Below are 16,544 nucleotides of genomic sequence, written 5' to 3' on the forward strand. Positions count from 1 at the left end.
TCAGTGTTATGGGGGTGCTTTTGTGAACGAGCTCGATAATGAATACAGAGAACTAACCCTTGAAGATATTTTGAGGATGTTCAAAAAGAGATTCTGGTTCTTTATGGCTATTGTAATTGGAGTCGTTGTCGCAACGGGTATCTACCTTGTCCTGGCGACACCAATCTATGAAGCCAGCGTTAACATAAAGGTCGAGCCCACCTCAAAATCGTCGGTCAGCGATATATTCATGAATCAGGTTACGGGAAGCTACAGCTCAAAAGATATTTCGACAGAGGTTGAGCTTATAAAAAGCAGGACGAATTTTGAAGAGGTTATCCGACGGCTCGGTTTAGTAGATAAAATGTACGAACCTGAAGTCAAAGAAAGGCTTCTTTCAGAAGGATATACCGAGGATGACCTGGTACAATCGCTTACGTACACCCTTTCAGAGATGATTACCGTTTCCCCGGTAAAGGATACCCGAATTGTTAAAGTTGCTGTTCAACATCCAGATCCGGTTCTTGCAAAAGATATAGCCAACACGTTAGCAGAGGTCTACAACGAAAAACTTGCAGAGCTTTCGAAGCGGGATATAACCATGAAGAAGCAGTTTATAGAATCTCAGATTCCTGTTCTGGAAGAAGATCTCAAGAAATCAACAAACGAATTAAAGGCATTCAAAGAAAAAACAGGTATATATGTCCTTGAAGAACAGGCCCGATGGTTGCTGCAAATGATAACCACATACGATCAGCAATACAACAATCTTCAGATTAGCATGGAAGAAAAAATAGCACAGAAGAAGTCTTACGAAGAGTTGTTGAAGCAGTTTGATAGTTCTGAAGATAAAACTTTCAGAGACAAATGGCTCAAGACCTCTGAAACCCTTAGTAGAAATCCAATTATTCAGCAGCTCAAGAGTAAGCTCGTTGAATTGCAGGTGGAGCTAGCTGCTCTCCGTCAGCAATATCCGGAAACGGATCCGCGGGTTAGAGCTAAGCTTACCCAGATAGCGGAAACAGAAAATCTTATCAAAAAGGAAACCGAGGAATTCATAAGAACCGGCGAGACCCAAACGTTGAACCCGGCGTATGAGACCGCTTTAACAGGTGTAATAAGCGCAGAGTCGACTATTCAGATACTTGAAGCTCGCCTAAAAGCAGTTGACAGATTGAGAAAAGAATATGAGAAGGAACTGTCAAAATTACCAACCATAGAGCAGCAACTTCTAGAACTACAAAGGCAGATAGCTGTTAAAGAAAACCTTTACACCTTATTACTGGAGAGGCTTGAAGAAGCGAGAATCAGTGAAGCGGCGGTAGTTGGCAATGCCGCAATAATCGATCCCGCAAGGGTACCGCGTTATCCGGTCAAACCCAACAAGAAGCTTTCGCTGGCTATCGGCGGTGTTCTCGGTATTTTCCTTGGAATGCTCGCTGTTTTCTTGGTGGAGTATGCTGACAAAACCCTGAAGACTGAAGAAGAAATCGAACGTTATTCAGGGGTTCAGATTCTCGGCCGTATTCCTCAGATTCAGGATTTGAAGGATGAGCTTCATGTAAAAGCTTCACCGATCTCGCCTGAATCCGAAGCCATAAAGATGGCCGCAAGCAACATCTCTTTCATTCTGGGTGATAAAAAATCCTTTGCTATCACTTCGGTAAGCCCTTCAGAAGGGAAAAGCTTTATCGCCGCTAATCTTGCGTATTCAATGGCCAGCAACGATACAAAGGTAATACTGGTAGATCTGGATATGAGGCGTCCAAGAGTTGAAAAGATCCTCAAATTGAACGGAAGGAAGACAAAGGGAATAGTAGATGTAGTTCTTGGAAAAATCACACTGAATGAAGCGATTTTGAACTATGAAGGGGTATTTGACGTTTTGCCGGTAGGGTCAATTCCGCCAAATCCAACGGTTATTCTTTCTTCGAAGAAACTAACAGAAATATTCGAAGAATTGAAAAAGCGCTACGATACAATTGTTATTGATATGCCGCCCGCTATGGTTACTTCAGATGTTTCTATGGTTGGCAATAAGTTTGATGGGGTTCTGCTCGTGGTGAAACCCGGGACCACTCCAAGGGATGGTCTGAGAATCGCTGTTCAGAATCTTCGCACTGTCAATATCAATGTGCTCGGGCTCCTGGTAAACGGTGTTGATGAAAAGACATCTTCTTATTACTATTACTACTACCATTATTACTATACTCAGGATGGAACAAAAAAGAAAATCAGACGAAAAAAATCCAGGAGGACCGGTGAATGACCCCGGCAATCAAAGGAATTGTTTATAGTTTGATTGCTGGAATGGCTACCTCGATAGGTGCAATTCCCTTTCTTTTCTGGAAGAAGGGGGTGGATAGGCGTTCTCTCGATATGTTGCTTGGACTTGCCGCCGGCATAATGCTGGCCGCGACAGCTTTCAGCCTTGTTGTTCCTTCGATACAGATCGGAGGACCGTTTCGCTTTGTTGTTGGATTTATTCTTGGAGCAATCTTCGTCGATTTAATGGATAAATTCTCACCGCACGAACACTTCATTAAAGGTTACGAAGGCCCAATGACAAAATCAAAACTCTCCAAGATCTGGTTGTTTGTCATTGCAATAACGCTGCACAACTTTCCAGAAGGCATGGCGGTTGGTGTTGGAGGCTTTACGAAGGACGCATTCGCTATCGCAATGGCGATAGGTATTCAAAATATTCCTGAAGGAGCCGCAGTTGCCGGCAGCCTCATCGGCGCCGGGTACAGTGTCAGGCGCTCTTTCTGGGTGACCTTTCTAACCGGTGCCGTCGAAATTATCGGTGGCGCTCTTGGTGCATTCCTTATAACGATATCTCAACCTCTGTTGCCGTATGCTATGGCTTTTGCCGGTGGAGCGATGCTGTATGTGATCGGAGATGAGATAATCCCGGAAACCCACAGTGGGGGATATCAAAGGATCTCAACATATTCTCTTCTCATCGGGTTTATCATAATGACTCTTCTGGATAATTTGCTCGGTTGATTTTGTAGATGTCAGAGGTGATTTTTGTGGAAAATAAAGCTTACAACAGCACTTTCAAAGCTCAACTTTTTATCTATTATATGATGAGTGTGGTGATACCACTTTTCGTTGTTAAGAACTTCACCCACGAACCTTCAACAGGCAAACATCTTCTTTATGTAATAGGTTTCACGATTATTATTCTGTCCGCGCTTTTTAGCAATAAAAAAATCACAATTAAATACTCTTACGTTCATCTGGCTGCTCTGGGATTTGGTATCACAGCTATTCTATCCCTTATCTCTGTCAGTGCTGAGAACCCCCAGTACTTCCGCTACTCTCTCGATGTTGCTTTGTTCGCACTCTTTGTCGTTCTAACATCTTTCTACATCTCAAAAGAATTCGATACAAGATTAAAAATAGAATTTGCCATGTTTTTCTTCATCATCGGTGCTTTTGTTGTTGCGATTGACGCGCTCCTTAACTATTATGCTGGTTTCGATCTCTTTCTCGGAAAGGTGGGGGCCCCATTCCAGAGAGCTTCGGCACGTTCAACTATAGGAAATCCGAATTTTGTTTCCGATTATATGGGGCTTACCATTCCAATGATCATCTACTTCCTTGTAAATCCATACCCGCTGAAAAAAGTTGTGAAATCTCGTATGGGGATAATCCTATTGAAGAGTTCCATGCTGCTCTTCCTCGCTCCTATGATCGCTGCGGTATTCGTTGCCGAAACGCGAACGGTCATGACGGGAATATTGTTGGGAAACCTGTTGTTCATCATTGTTTATCTGCTTTTATCAAGGAAATTCCAGCATGAAGAAGATCCAGCGCTTGTAAAACTATCACGAATTTTCATTGTTGCGGCACTGGTTCTTGCAATAGTTCTCTCAATTCTATACCTCACTCCTTCTCCTCTAACCGGTAAGGGTAAGTTGAATATAACCCGGAGACTCGAATACGTATTAACTTCTTCCAAATCGTGGAAAGAGAGATTTTCCGCGTGGTTTAATTCCATCTACCAGTGGATAGATCCTTCACATCCTTCAAGGATCATTTTTGGAACGGGAATTGGGACGTTCCAGCTTTATCATCTTCTCTATTCACCTTACGTTATTCAGGAACATCCAGATTATACAGTTGTATGGAATAACTTCAAGAGAACCCACAACGATTATGTTCAAGCTCTCAGCGAAACAGGGATTCTCGGTTTTTCCATGGTAGTGCTCTTTTTGATCTTCATGGTGTCACGTTACTTCCGAACTATGTTAAGGCTAAAAAACAAAACGGATATTCTCATGTACGGAGCATTTGGCGCGGCGATATTCTCATTAGCCATGCATACGATGTTTGAATTTCCACTCCATATGCAGCCCAACCTGATGGCCGGGGTTTTCATAATGTCCATTACTATGGGAACATACTTCAATGATGACCTAAAAGAACTGCAGATCTCAAGAACTGCTCTGGCGATACCCTTTGTAATACTCAGTGGAACCATTATTTTCTTAAAGACCACTGCTTATCTCGGTGAAGGCTTTTTCCGCAAAGGGCAGGTCGCCCAGCAATATTATTATGCATACGCAAGAGAGGCTATCAAGAGAAACCCGGTTGTTATAAAGAACAAACTGAAAGATCTGGAAAATTACCGCGGTGAATTTGCTTACCTTAAGAATGTCGGAAATTACTATGCTGCCAGAGAAAAAGAGCTCAGAAGTAAATTCGGCGGACTCTCTCAGGTAGAGTTCTTGAAAGCAATAGAATCAGAAAGAAAAAAGGAATTTGACGCCATCAGAGCGAATCTAATGCGGGAACTTCAGACAGCAGAAGCTCTTCAAAGTAAAACGCGTGCATACTACAACAGGGCAGTCGATTACTTCGAACGTTCTTACAGGATTTACCCGGTTTTCGGAAAACCTCTATGGTATCTTGCTGCCTTTGGTATCAAACCCGAAAGGGTTTATTCCCTTTCCTCTGATAAAGAGAAAGTGATTCAAACATTGATGGGAGAGGATCCATACGCTGCCCTCATAGTAGATGAGTTCAAAGGAGATCTCAGGGTTATACCGTTACCCGAGAGAAATATCCGTACCATTCCTTTCAAAGAATTTGTGAAAGCACACAAAGAAAAACTCGCAGAACTTTCAGACAAGCTATATCTTTCTTTCCTTGCGCAGATCCAGGCGGTTCTCGACTCGATAGATTACTATGAGTCATCGATGATATTCTTCAGTGAGCGTCAGACCCCAAAAATCGTTGGAGGCCTTTATAAAAAGGTTTACGAAGAGCTAAAAAGATATGGTTCTTTCCTTTTGGTGCGCGAGAAATTATATTCTGATACCATCGATTTGGCTGATCTTTTAATGCAAATAGAGAGGTTCAAAAATTATGCAAAGACACAGATGTACTACTGGTACGATCTGGCCGTAACGCTTCTCCCCGGTACGTGGAACCGCTACAGTGACTGGGAAGGAATTTACGGTGAGTACATGACGGCGGTAGTATCAGTAGGCGGAGATACAACGGCTGTTTCCAATAGAATTCTTGAAATAGCCAAAAAACATGCCTTTGCATGCGAAGGAATGTGGGAAGGAGGATATTATGGTATTCCGGATGATACTCTTGGAATCGCTTTGAAGTACGCCGGGAACCTAAAGGAAAAGCATCAGAAAGAGTACGAAAGGTTCATGAGAGAACTATCAGAAATCTATCATGGCGTTTACGTGAAGACAAAAGAAGGACTCTCTAAATTCCGTTCTGAGGAGTTGAAAAAGAGAGCTGAAAAGTTCATAGAACTTTACGAAAAAATCAGCACTAATTAGGTAAATTCTGATAAAATCAGGAATACAGGCGTATAAACCATGATATAATTAAAATAACCAAAAGACGGAGGTGTACTATGAAGCCGAAGTTTTATGTTACCACACCGATTTATTACATAAATTCTGAACCCCATATAGGTTCTGCATATACCACAATCGTTGCCGATATTGTGGCGCGATACAAGCGGCTGAGCGGATACGATGTGTTTTTTCTAACCGGAACCGATGAGCATGGTCAAAAGGTTCTACAAGCTGCGAAAGAAGAAAACCTTGATCCGCAAACCTACAGCGATCAACTCGCTGAAAAATTTAAGGTTCTCTGGAAAGAGCTGCAGATTACCAACGATTATTTCGTCAGGACCACAGATGAACGCCACATGAAAACCGTCCAGCTCTTTGTGAAAAAGATGCTTGAGAATGGCGATGTTTACAAAGGGAAGTACGAAGGATGGTACTGTGTCCCCTGTGAAACATTCTGGACGGAAGAGGACATCGGAAAAGAAAGAGTTTGCCCGTCCTGCGGCAGAGAGGTCAAATGGGTGAGCGAGGAAAATTACTTCTTCAGGCTTTCAAAATATAACGACGCTTTGCTCAAACACTTTCAGGAGCACCCGGAATTTGTACAACCTGATTTTCGAAGAAACGAAATGTTGAGAATACTCGAAAATGGCCTCAGGGATCTGAGCATTACCCGCACCTCTTTCAAGTGGGGAGTTCCAATGCCGAACGACCCTGAACATGTTATATACGTTTGGGTTGATGCTTTGATAAATTACATAAGCGCTATCGGATATATAGATGACCCCGAGACATTCCATAGATATTGGCCGGCTGATGTACATATCATTGGAAAAGAAATAAATCGCTTTCATTCGCTAATATGGCCTGCAATGCTGATGTCTGTCGGGCTTCCTTTGCCAAAACAGATCTATGCGCACGGCTGGTTGACGGTAAATGGCCAGAAGATATCCAAATCCCTTGGTAACGCCATAGACCCAAGGGAATTCGTAAAAGCCTATGGAAACGATGCCGTTCGATACTATCTTTTAAGGGACATACAGTTTGGCAGAGACGGAGATTTTTCGGAGGAAAATCTGGTACACAGAATAAATGCTGACCTGGCCAATGATCTTGGGAACCTTCTGCACAGAACGGTTGCCATGATCGAGAAATTCAACAACGGCATTGTTCCTAAAAAGGGCGTTGTTGAAGACGTAGACAACCAGCTTTACGGGCTGGCAGAGGAGGTTATAGCGGAATACATAGATCACATGGATAATCTCAGATTCACCCCTTCACTGGATGCAATCTGGAGGTTCGCCAGATTTGGAAATAAGTATATCGATCTTACAGAACCATGGAAACTGGGGAAAGACCCAGAGAAGGCTGAAAGACTGAACACGGTTCTTTACAATCTTGTAGATACACTTCGAATAGTTTCGCTGATGATTGAGCCTGTTATGCCAAATACCGCAAAAGCAATCAGAGAGAGGATAGGACAGGCAGTGGAACTAGACTTTACGCACTTGAAATTGGGATTAACAAAGAACGGAGTAGGCGTTAAGCACGGTGAACCTTTGTTCCCGAGAATAGATGTTAAAAAGCACAGGTGGGTGAGTAAAATGCTGGAAGAGAAAAAAGCAGAAGCGTCTGTGGAAGGAAAAGAAGATAACCTTATAGAGATAAGTGATTTTGCTAAGGTGGAACTTCGTGTCGGCGAAATCCTGGAAGCTGAAAAGGTGGAGAAGTCACGAAAATTAATAAAACTCAAAATAAATCTTGGCGAGCTTGGCGAGCGCCAGATTGTTGCCGGAATCGCCCGGCATTATAATCCTGAAGAGCTAATTGGGCTCAAGATTGTGGTTGTAACCAACTTGAAACCTGCAAAGCTTATGGGCATCGAATCTCAGGGCATGCTCTTGGCAGCAAAAATCGAAGACTCTTTAACAGTATTGACCGTTCACAGGGATATAAAACCAGGCGCAAAAGTTTCTTGAGAGAGGAGGCACTACTTTGCCCGAGGAAATAATATCGAGATCAATAAACGATGAAATGATAACTTCTTATATGCTCTATTCCATGAGCGTTATTGTCGGGCGTGCTATTCCCGATGTAAGAGACGGTTTGAAACCGGTTCAAAGAAAGATCCTTTTTGGTATGCTGGAGCTCGGCCTCCGTCATAACCAATCTTACAAAAAGAGCGCAAGAATCGTTGGTGAGGTAATGGGTAAATTCCATCCTCATGGTGACATGGCGATCTACGATGCCCTTGTGAGGATGGCTCAACCCTTTTCTATGCGTTATCCCTTAATTCAAGGGCAGGGAAATTTTGGTTCTATAGACCGTGACCCACCCGCGGCAATGCGTTATACCGAAGCCCGTATGCAACGATTGGCCGAAGAATTGCTCGCAGACATTGATAAGAATACAGTGAAGATGATTCCAAACTTCGATGGTTCTCTTATAGAGCCAGAGGTTCTTCCGGCTAAAGCTCCCAACCTGCTGATGAACGGTGCTTCAGGTATCGCTGTTGGAATGATGACCAACATTCCACCCCACAATCTCTCCGAACTTGTTGAAGCTCTAACAGCGCTTATAGACAACCCAGATGCCACCATCGAAGAGTTGATGGAGTATGTGAAAGGCCCTGACTTTCCTACCGGCGGTATTATTATGGGCCGTGACGGCATCAAAAAGATGTATGAAACCGGTCGCGGCAGAATGGTAGTTCGTGGGGTCGCGGAGATTGAAGAAGCAAAGGGTGGCACCAGGATCGTAATAAGCGAGATACCTTACGGCGTATCAAAGGCCGACTTGATCCAGCAGATAGCAAATGTAGCTCAGAATGTACGGGATATCCAGGTAAGAAATGTCAGAGATGAATCAGACAAACGAGGGCTTCGAGTGGTTATCGAGTTGAAACGAGGCGCCGATCCTAACGTTGTTTTGAACCTTCTTTATAAACACACACAGCTTCAAACAACCTTTGGCGCACACATGCTGGTGATAGATGAGAAAAAGCGCCCGAAATTGATGAACCTCAAGGAGATATTCCAGGCCTTCATCAAACATCGATATGAGGTTGTAAAGAGGCGCACAGAGTATGAACTTGAACAAGCTTCTAAGAAGGCCCATATTCTCGAAGGTCTGACGAAAGCTTCAAGAGCCATCGATACAGTCGTTGATATCATCAGAAATTCAAAGAACATCCAGGAAGCTTCCGTAAATTTGCAGGAGACACTTGAGATAACTCCGGAGCAGAGCCAGGCAATACTCGAGATGAGACTCGGAAAACTAACCGCTCTGGAGATCGATAAACTCGTTACTGAATATGCTGAGCTGGTAGAAAAAATAAAAGAGTACAGAGAGATTCTCTCCGACGATAAAAACATATACCAGATCATCAAAAAAGAGCTTCAGGAACTTGAGGCCCAGTACGGCGATGCTCGCAGAACAAAAATAAGTATAGATGGGAACACCGATTTTAACGTCGAAGATGTTATCCCGGATGATGAAGTGGTCGTCACCGTCACCAAAAAAGGTTATATAAAAGCGACACCGCTTGAGGACTACCGCAAGCAGGGTAGAGGCGGAAAAGGTATAAGGGGTGTCAAAACCACCGATGCTGACTTCGTCACAAACGTGGTAAGTACGACCCGTCTCAGTAAAACCGTTGTTATCACATCCAAGGGTAAAGCTTACTTTATAAACAACTATGAGCTCGAATGTACTTCACGCAGTTCCAGAGGCAAACTCCTGGCCAATTACGTGAAAATCGAACCCGACGAAACCGTGCAAGCGGTTCTATCCGTAAAACGCGAAGAAGTCGCAAACAAGCATCTAATAATTACGACCAGAAAGGGCAAAATAAAGCGTACCCCCTTTGAAGCCTTTATCAACTCGCGAACATCCGGTATAAAGGCTATAACACTCAACGAAGGTGATAGTGTCGTTGATGCTGGCATCAGCACTTCGGAAGAAGAAACCATAATTATCTCCACACGCAAAGGAATGGTTATAAGGTTCCCGATTTCGCAGATCAGACCCATGGGACGTACAGCAGCCGGTGTCAAAGCGATGGCCCTTCGTGGTGATGATGAGGTCGTCTCCGCTACGATAGTACTCCCGGTTGATGAACGCTATCTTTTCACAGCTACAGAAAGAGGCGTAGGAAAACGAACGCCTCTCAGTGAATACAGACCCCAGCACCGTGCTGGCATGGGTGTGAAGAATATCTACGGTCTCGAAAGAACAGGATATGTTGTGGGTTCTCTTGTGGTAACCAATGAAGACGAAATCATAGTTATAACCAAAAACGGTATGTCCATAAGAATCCCGGCTGCTGATATAAGGCCGACGGGAAGAGTAACAAAGGGAGTTAAGGTTGTGGAGCTTCGTGATGACGATACGGTGGCGAGTCTCGCCGTTGTTGTTGACCAGGCGGAAGTATAGTTCAGGAGGTGGGTTATCCGTGAACCTGACAGAACGCCAGAGGGAAATTCTGGAATACATAGAAAAGTTCATAAAACTCAATGGTTATCCGCCAAGCATCAGGGATATATGCAGAGATTTCAATATCTCATCTCCCCGAGGAGCTGCGAAGCACCTGGAAGCCCTGGAAAAGAAGGGCTATATTGAAAGAACGGGTGTTTCCCGGGGAATTCGTGTGATTCGTGATGCGTCTGGAGGTTCGGTAACCCTTGAAAACGATGTGGTCATGTTACCGGTAGTTGGGGTCATCGCAGCAGGCGAGGCTATTCGTGCTATCGAGAATCGCGATGAAAGCATTCCGGTTCCCATGTGGATGGTAAGACGTGGATTCGAATACTACGTTCTTAAAGTTACCGGAAACAGCATGATCGAATCCCATATACTCAACGGGGACTACGTTGTTATCAGGAAGCAGGAATGGGCAAACAATGGAGACATTGTCGTTGCTCTTATTGACGGTGAGAATGCTACTTTGAAACGCTTTGAACACGAAGGGCCGAAGGTTCGCCTTGTTCCTTCGAACCCCGAAATGCTTCCCATTGTTCTGGAAGCTGACAGGGTAAAAATCCAGGGGAAGCTGGTTGGACTATTGAGATGGTATAAATAGATTAGGATTTCGAGGTGATGATTGTGAAGGTGGCTATTGCTTCAGATCACGCGGGATTCGCTATGAAAAAAGAACTCATAGATTTTTTAAGCTCAGCAGGATATGAAATTACTGACTACGGCACATATTCTGAAGAGTCGGTAGATTATCCCGATTATGCCGCGAAGGTCGCAGAGGCGGTTACTGAAGGAACAGCAGAGCGCGGAATCCTTATTTGTGGAACAGGGCTCGGAATGTCCATAGCTGCTAATCGTTATAAAGGGGTAAGGGCAGCGCTATGTCTTTATCCCGAAATGGCAAGAATGACAAGAAAACATAATGATGCGAACGTTCTCGTATTAAGTGGAAGATTAATCGGTGTTGAACTTGCCAGGAGAATCGTAGAGGTGTTCTTTGAAACCGGGTTCGAGGGTGGTCGCCACGAACGCAGAATAAGAAAGATCGATGATCTACCGGATCTACGGAGGCGGTCTGATTGAAGATTTTTTATGATCGTCGTCATCTCCTGCACATTCCAAAAAAAGAGATGGACAACGGAAAGTGGGTAGAAAATGCCGATAAACCGGATCGTATCGAAGCGATAAGAGAAAGCCTTGAGAGACACTTTGGCTTTTCTTTCAACGAACCAAGAGACTACTATAGCTCTTATCTTTATCTCGTACACGATCATGATTACGTTCACTGGCTGAAGAAAAGGTCAGAAGGAGTCGAGCCAGGAGAGGAGTACTTTCCAGAGGTTTTTGGATACGATAAGGTTTTCGATACAGGAACACCAATAACAAGAAATTCTTTTTTTGCTGCATTGAATGCAGTTTCTGCAAGTTTGAATGCTGTGGATGAAATCCTTACGGGTGAGACAATCGTATATGCTCTCTGCCGCCCACCCGGTCACCATGCTTCCAGCTCCCAGGCGGGTGGGTACTGTTATTTCAACAATGCCGCAATAGCAGCAAGGTACTTCCAGAAATATACCCACGGTTACGTTGCCATACTGGATCTCGACTTTCATCATGGCAACGGAACACAGGAGATTTTCTACGCCGACAGCACGGTTCTTTACGTATCACTGCACGGCGATCCGGAAAAATTCTATCCATGGATAAGCGGTTATGACTGGGAGATAGGCGAAGAAGACGGTGTCGGATACAATTTCAACTTTCCTTTGCCTGGTGAAACGACAGGAACCGATTATTTGAGAACCCTTGAGAAGGCCCTGGCAGAAATAGAGAACTTTGACCCGGATCTTCTGATTGTTTCTCTGGGTTTTGATACACACAAGGAAGATCCGGTAGGCCATTTCTCTCTTGAAGACAAGGATTACTATTTAATAGGAAAAGCTTTGAAAGATCTCGACTTTTCGATCGTGCTGATTCAAGAAGGCGGATACAATCCGGACGCGAACATGCGAGCTTCAAGAAATTTCTTTGCGGGTTTGCTATAACAGGCAACAATAGAAAAAAGGGGCTTGAAAGCCCCTTTTTTGTTGTCGATTGGCTCCGATCAAAAGACCGGTCCTATTCCGAAGAAGAAGGTTCCGGAATAATCTGTGCTTTCTCCGTACACCGAATTCCAGCCCCAACCCACTCTGAACAGCCCTATCATGGGTAGACTTATTTCAAGGCTTACACCTGCATCCCAGATAGTCTTATTTCCAATCAGATCAGCAATGTTGGCACCTTCACGATAGTAAACAAGATCTCCAAAAAGAACAAAATCGAGAGGCATGCTTCCACGGATTTCAACGAGGGGAACTCTCAACTGCAGAGAAGCTGCTGTCACACCATAAACATCATTTCCCACCACCAAACCACCGTTTTTCACTCTAAGATAGGTACCGGGTGAAAGCAGATAAGTTTCAAAGACCTTGTTATATTCATTAAAGGGGAACAATTGATCTGTTCGCGCTCTAAAACCAAGGACCGGATTCCCCAATCCTTTGGCTATCGGTAAAGGTCCCAGATCGATGAACTTTTTGAATTCAAACATTACTCCTGCAAAAGGTTCATTGCCAAAGATTCCCCGGGCGTACAGCCTTGCAGAGAATTCTGTTCCGTTTTTCGGTCTCAGAAGATCATCCCGGGTACTGTAACTGTAGGAAAGAGAGGTATAAAGACCGTAGAATGTGTTTGCCGTCTGACTGGTTGCAACTTCAGTTGAAGTAGCGGTTCTCAATTCCGTAGCGGTTTCTGTATAAATATTTATATACTCAAATCCCGCACTTGTTCTGATTTTTTCAGCTGCGGACAGGTTGTAAGTTGGAGCCAATGCTAAATCAATACGATATTCTCTTTCTTCCGTAATGGTTGCTTCAATTGTATCTGGTGCCGTTTCGGTGGCTTCTTCAGTGCTCTTTCCTGTGGAACGAAGCTTCATGCTCAAACCAACATCCCAATTCGAGGCGAAAATTTTTGGAACGATATATGAAAATGATAGGTCGTACGTTGGTGAACTGGTTTCAGTAATAGTCGCCCCGGTGGTTTCATCTGTGCTTATCGTTGTTTTGCTTCCACCAACGGGAAAGTTCACGTTCGCCTTTAGAGAAATATCCTGACCGTACCCAAAGGGGTTCAGGAACCCGACGTCCAGGTTAAGCATGAGGCCATCCTGCCAACCTCCGCCACCCATTATCTTTCCGTTTTTATCCTTTTCATCAAGAACAATTTTGACGTCGAGCGTCTCACCATCTGAAGGAATTGGATTTATAACAACAGAGTCGAAATATCCCGTGGAATTGAGAAATGCATATGTGTTCTGGTAATCTTTTAAGCTTAGTACCTCACCTTTTTTGAGCACGATCTTGTCCTGGATCAGGTAATCTCTGGTCTTGTGCTCACCCACGTATTCGACATTTATATTTCCTACCTTCAACTCTGTTATCTCAAAAGTCAGGGATCCAAGATTCTCATCAATTCTCACCTGTTGTTTTGTAAAGGGATAGCCCTCTTTTGAATAAACTTCCTGGATTGCCTGAAGCGCCTTTGCTATTTTCTCAGAATCTATTACCTCTCCTTCCCTGATGCCCACAGCATTTAAAAGTGTGAGGCTTGAAACGTGCTCATTTCCGGTGAAAAAGATCGTTTTGACTTCCATCGGTCTGGCAATGTACGAAGCGGGCTTGAATGAAAGAGTGATGATTTTTGCCTGGCCTTCTACGCCTTCAGGTAGCTCCACCTCTCTTGCGGTTTTTAAGGCATTGCTGTATGCGAAAGCCAGCGCCCGATAGACCTTTTCTAATCCCCAGGACCCTTCGGGATTAACATAGTAAGTACTGAAAATCGAACGCACAGCGGAAGCTATATCGCTTGCTTTAGGAACATAAGAACTCTCCTTCATAAACAGTCTGATTATCCCGGGAGCTTCGTAATAACTCTTGAAAGTTTTAAGCTTCGCGGTGTTCTTGAGTTCTTCCAGTGCCCTTTCAGATAAAGGTGCTTCGATTTCTACATCCCAGAGATAATAAGGCTTGATCTTGAAAATAATCTTTATATGGTCTTCAACATTCCCGCGCATAATATCTTTCTTATCCGGTTCCGTATCCCATTCGATATCAAAAAACGCTTCAGGGTATCCAAGAGATTTCAGAGTTTCGGTTAGGCCCTCAACGGATCTCGGAATCTCGTAAATAATACGTGTTGGATTTAAAGGTTTTCCATCTTCTATCGTCACTCCTGAAGCCAGCAACGTGTCTTTGTCTGCGATTTTTGGACCAACGAAGGTTATCTCAACATCAGCACCGGGAAATTCCTCGACGGTTATGCTAAGAAGGCCAGAGGCCTCATCAAAAGAAAAATCCACGTTTTTGAAATAACCGGAATCGGTAAGAGACCCCAGGGAAGCTTCGAGCGTTTCGCGGTCAATCTCCGTTCTCAGTTTTATTCCCAACAGTTCTCTTATCTCGGAATCCTTGAGAATGGTGTTCCCTGTAATCTCGATTTTCTTGACCACAATTCCAGACATCACAATGACTGAAAAGATCAAAAAACTCAATAAAAGAACCGAAACTTTCCTCATCTTCTTAACCTCCCAATGAATTTTCCATCATATTTAAAAGTTCCATTATTTTTTTCATCTTCATAGGATTGGAGTAGAAATCATCACCGAGAATTTTTTTTAGTTCTTCAGTGGTGAGACTGTATCCATTTTGCCCCTTTACCCGTACTATTTGCCAATTAACACCGGCCTCCATCGTTATCGCTGAAAAGATCGCGGACGCTAAATCTCCCACAGGCTGACAGTCTATATTTGACAGATTGAATGTTGCGCTCACTTTTGTGCCCACACCCGGTTTGGATTGAATAGAAAAACTTCCTCCGGTAGATTCCGAAGCAAACTTGAGCATAGGAAGACCCAAACCGAATTTCACTTTCTTTTTCTTTTCAGTATAGAAAGGATCGAGAATTTCTTTTAACTTTTCCTCTGGAATTCCCTTTCCATTGTCTTCAACCACAAACGAAAAGCGCTCCCCGGGTATTTCTTCTATCGACAACTTAATCTGTGAAGCACCCGCATCAACCGCGTTTTGGCAGATATCCAGTATATGATCTGCTATGGTTCTCAAACCCAATTTATTCTCACCCTCGCTTCATAATCTATCAATAAGCTTTTCTTGAAGGCCTCAAACGTTCGACGCTCACATTCTACGACCATGGAAGGCTTCAACATGTTCAAAGAATGGGCGTCCGAGGAATGTAAACAATTTATTGCTACATTCGAAGGGAACTCATGAAGGGTCTTTTTAAAAGCAACTTCTACCAGAACCGGATTCGCCACAGGTGGAATGAATCCAAGTTGATACAAAATACCCATTCTTCTCTCAGCGTGCGCAAAAGCAAAGATGCCCTTCCTTTTAAGTATTTCCTGAATAGCTTCATGGATCTTCACATTCGCCGGTTGGCCAAGCCATTTTTCTTCCATTCCAATGAATTCATCATTCTCATTTACAAAAAGCTGATACCCAAATTTTTCTGGATCAATGGATATGTCAGGAATCTTATCATACAACCAGCTGGAATAATCTTCAGCGGTTTCAGCATCCGGAAAATATGCAAGAAGATGTACGTCTTCGGCGGTATGAACCTCTATACCGGGTATCACCTTGATCCCTTGAAGAGTAAGGGCCTTCATAAAGGTCCGAACATTACCGGCGGAATTGTGATCGGTTACGGCTATCCAATCTATGCCCTTCTCCGTTAAAACCTTAGCAACCGCCCTGGGTGTCATGGTGATATCCGCACAGGGCGAAAGGCACGTATGTACGTGAAAATCACAGGAAAATTTCTTAAGCCCCAAACCTATCACCTCAGACCTGCTTCAAAAAGTTTCATGCAGGTCTTAAAAGAGTTTTCGCTGGAGGACAGGAGCGCTATAGCGTTTTCTTTTGCTTTCTCTATGGTTTCATCTTCGTATGTCAACCCGTTACACAATACGATGGCTTTGACCCCCACAATGGAAGCTACAGCTACGATATTCATATGAGATTGTACCGTTAACCAGATGGAATCACCTGGCGCGTTCCCCATAACATCACTCAGAAGATCACCTACATAACCATTGGAGATTTCCACATCAAGGTTTTCGGCTTCAATCACTTTAAGATTGCATTTATCAATAATCTCTCTCAAAAGCAAAGAAGACCCCTCCCCTCTAAATCAAAC

General features: G+C 43.7%; 12 protein-coding genes. 8 read left to right on the plus strand and 4 right to left on the minus strand.

The genetic code is table 11. The annotated features are described in order from the left end of the window. Window positions 1–22: 22 nt before the first annotated feature. The 8 genes from KOLE_RS00075 (at window position 23) to KOLE_RS00110 (ending at window position 12,331) form a co-directional block, all read left to right on the plus strand. A complete protein-coding gene (locus KOLE_RS00075; RefSeq protein WP_012744531.1) occupies window positions 23–2,248 on the plus strand; it encodes a GumC family protein in 2,226 nt (741 codons plus the stop codon). Next, window positions 2,245–2,988 (plus strand): ZIP family metal transporter, encoded by a 744-nt coding sequence (locus KOLE_RS00080; RefSeq protein ID WP_012744532.1) that lies wholly within the window; start codon window positions 2,245–2,247, stop codon window positions 2,986–2,988. The genes KOLE_RS00075 and KOLE_RS00080 overlap by 4 nt, the downstream gene beginning before the upstream one ends. A gap of 26 nt (window positions 2,989–3,014) precedes the next feature. Continuing rightward, a complete protein-coding gene (locus KOLE_RS00085; protein WP_012744533.1) occupies window positions 3,015–5,792 on the plus strand; it encodes an O-antigen ligase family protein in 2,778 nt (925 codons plus the stop codon). Window positions 5,793–5,869: 77 nt separating this feature from the next. Further along, window positions 5,870–7,789 carry a methionine--tRNA ligase gene (metG, locus tag KOLE_RS00090; protein ID WP_012744534.1) on the plus strand — a complete coding sequence of 640 codons (1,920 nt, stop codon included), beginning with the start codon at window positions 5,870–5,872 and terminating at the stop codon, window positions 7,787–7,789. A 16-nt stretch (window positions 7,790–7,805) separates the two neighbouring features. Then, window positions 7,806–10,244, plus strand: coding sequence for a DNA gyrase subunit A (gene gyrA, locus KOLE_RS00095; RefSeq protein WP_012744535.1), 2,439 nt, complete (start codon window positions 7,806–7,808; stop codon window positions 10,242–10,244). A gap of 19 nt (window positions 10,245–10,263) precedes the next feature. Next, on the plus strand, window positions 10,264–10,890 hold the full coding sequence (gene lexA / locus KOLE_RS00100; protein WP_012744536.1) for a transcriptional repressor LexA: 627 nt from the start codon (window positions 10,264–10,266) through the stop codon (window positions 10,888–10,890). Between the two features lie 23 nt (window positions 10,891–10,913). Then, window positions 10,914–11,369: a ribose 5-phosphate isomerase B gene (gene rpiB, locus KOLE_RS00105; RefSeq protein WP_012744537.1), complete on the plus strand. Its 456-nt coding sequence runs from the start codon at window positions 10,914–10,916 to the stop codon at window positions 11,367–11,369. Beyond that, window positions 11,366–12,331: a histone deacetylase family protein gene (locus KOLE_RS00110; RefSeq protein WP_012744538.1), complete on the plus strand. Its 966-nt coding sequence runs from the start codon at window positions 11,366–11,368 to the stop codon at window positions 12,329–12,331. Before rpiB ends, KOLE_RS00110 begins: the two co-directional genes overlap by 4 nt. Window positions 12,332–12,390: 59 nt before the next feature. Here the strand turns inward: KOLE_RS00110 and KOLE_RS00115 are convergent, their stop codons facing one another. From KOLE_RS00115 to KOLE_RS00130, 4 genes are read right to left on the minus strand one after another with little or no spacing between them, the layout of a single operon-like run. Beyond that, window positions 12,391–14,901: a BamA/OMP85 family outer membrane protein gene (locus tag KOLE_RS00115; protein ID WP_012744539.1), complete on the minus strand. Its 2,511-nt coding sequence runs from the start codon at window positions 14,899–14,901 to the stop codon at window positions 12,391–12,393. Window positions 14,902–14,905: 4 nt separating this feature from the next. Further along, window positions 14,906–15,454 (minus strand): ATP-binding protein, encoded by a 549-nt coding sequence (locus KOLE_RS00120; RefSeq protein WP_041288596.1) that lies wholly within the window; start codon window positions 15,452–15,454, stop codon window positions 14,906–14,908. After that, on the minus strand, window positions 15,445–16,188 hold the full coding sequence (locus KOLE_RS00125; RefSeq protein ID WP_012744541.1) for a PHP domain-containing protein: 744 nt from the start codon (window positions 16,186–16,188) through the stop codon (window positions 15,445–15,447). The genes KOLE_RS00120 and KOLE_RS00125 overlap by 10 nt, the downstream gene beginning before the upstream one ends. Further along, window positions 16,185–16,517, minus strand: coding sequence for a hypothetical protein (locus KOLE_RS00130; RefSeq protein ID WP_012744542.1), 333 nt, complete (start codon window positions 16,515–16,517; stop codon window positions 16,185–16,187). Before KOLE_RS00130 ends, KOLE_RS00125 begins: the two co-directional genes overlap by 4 nt. Window positions 16,518–16,544 lie beyond the last annotated feature (27 nt).

It is taken from the genome of Kosmotoga olearia TBF 19.5.1 (assembly GCF_000023325.1).
Taxonomy (GTDB): Bacteria; Thermotogota; Thermotogae; order Petrotogales; family Kosmotogaceae; genus Kosmotoga; species Kosmotoga olearia.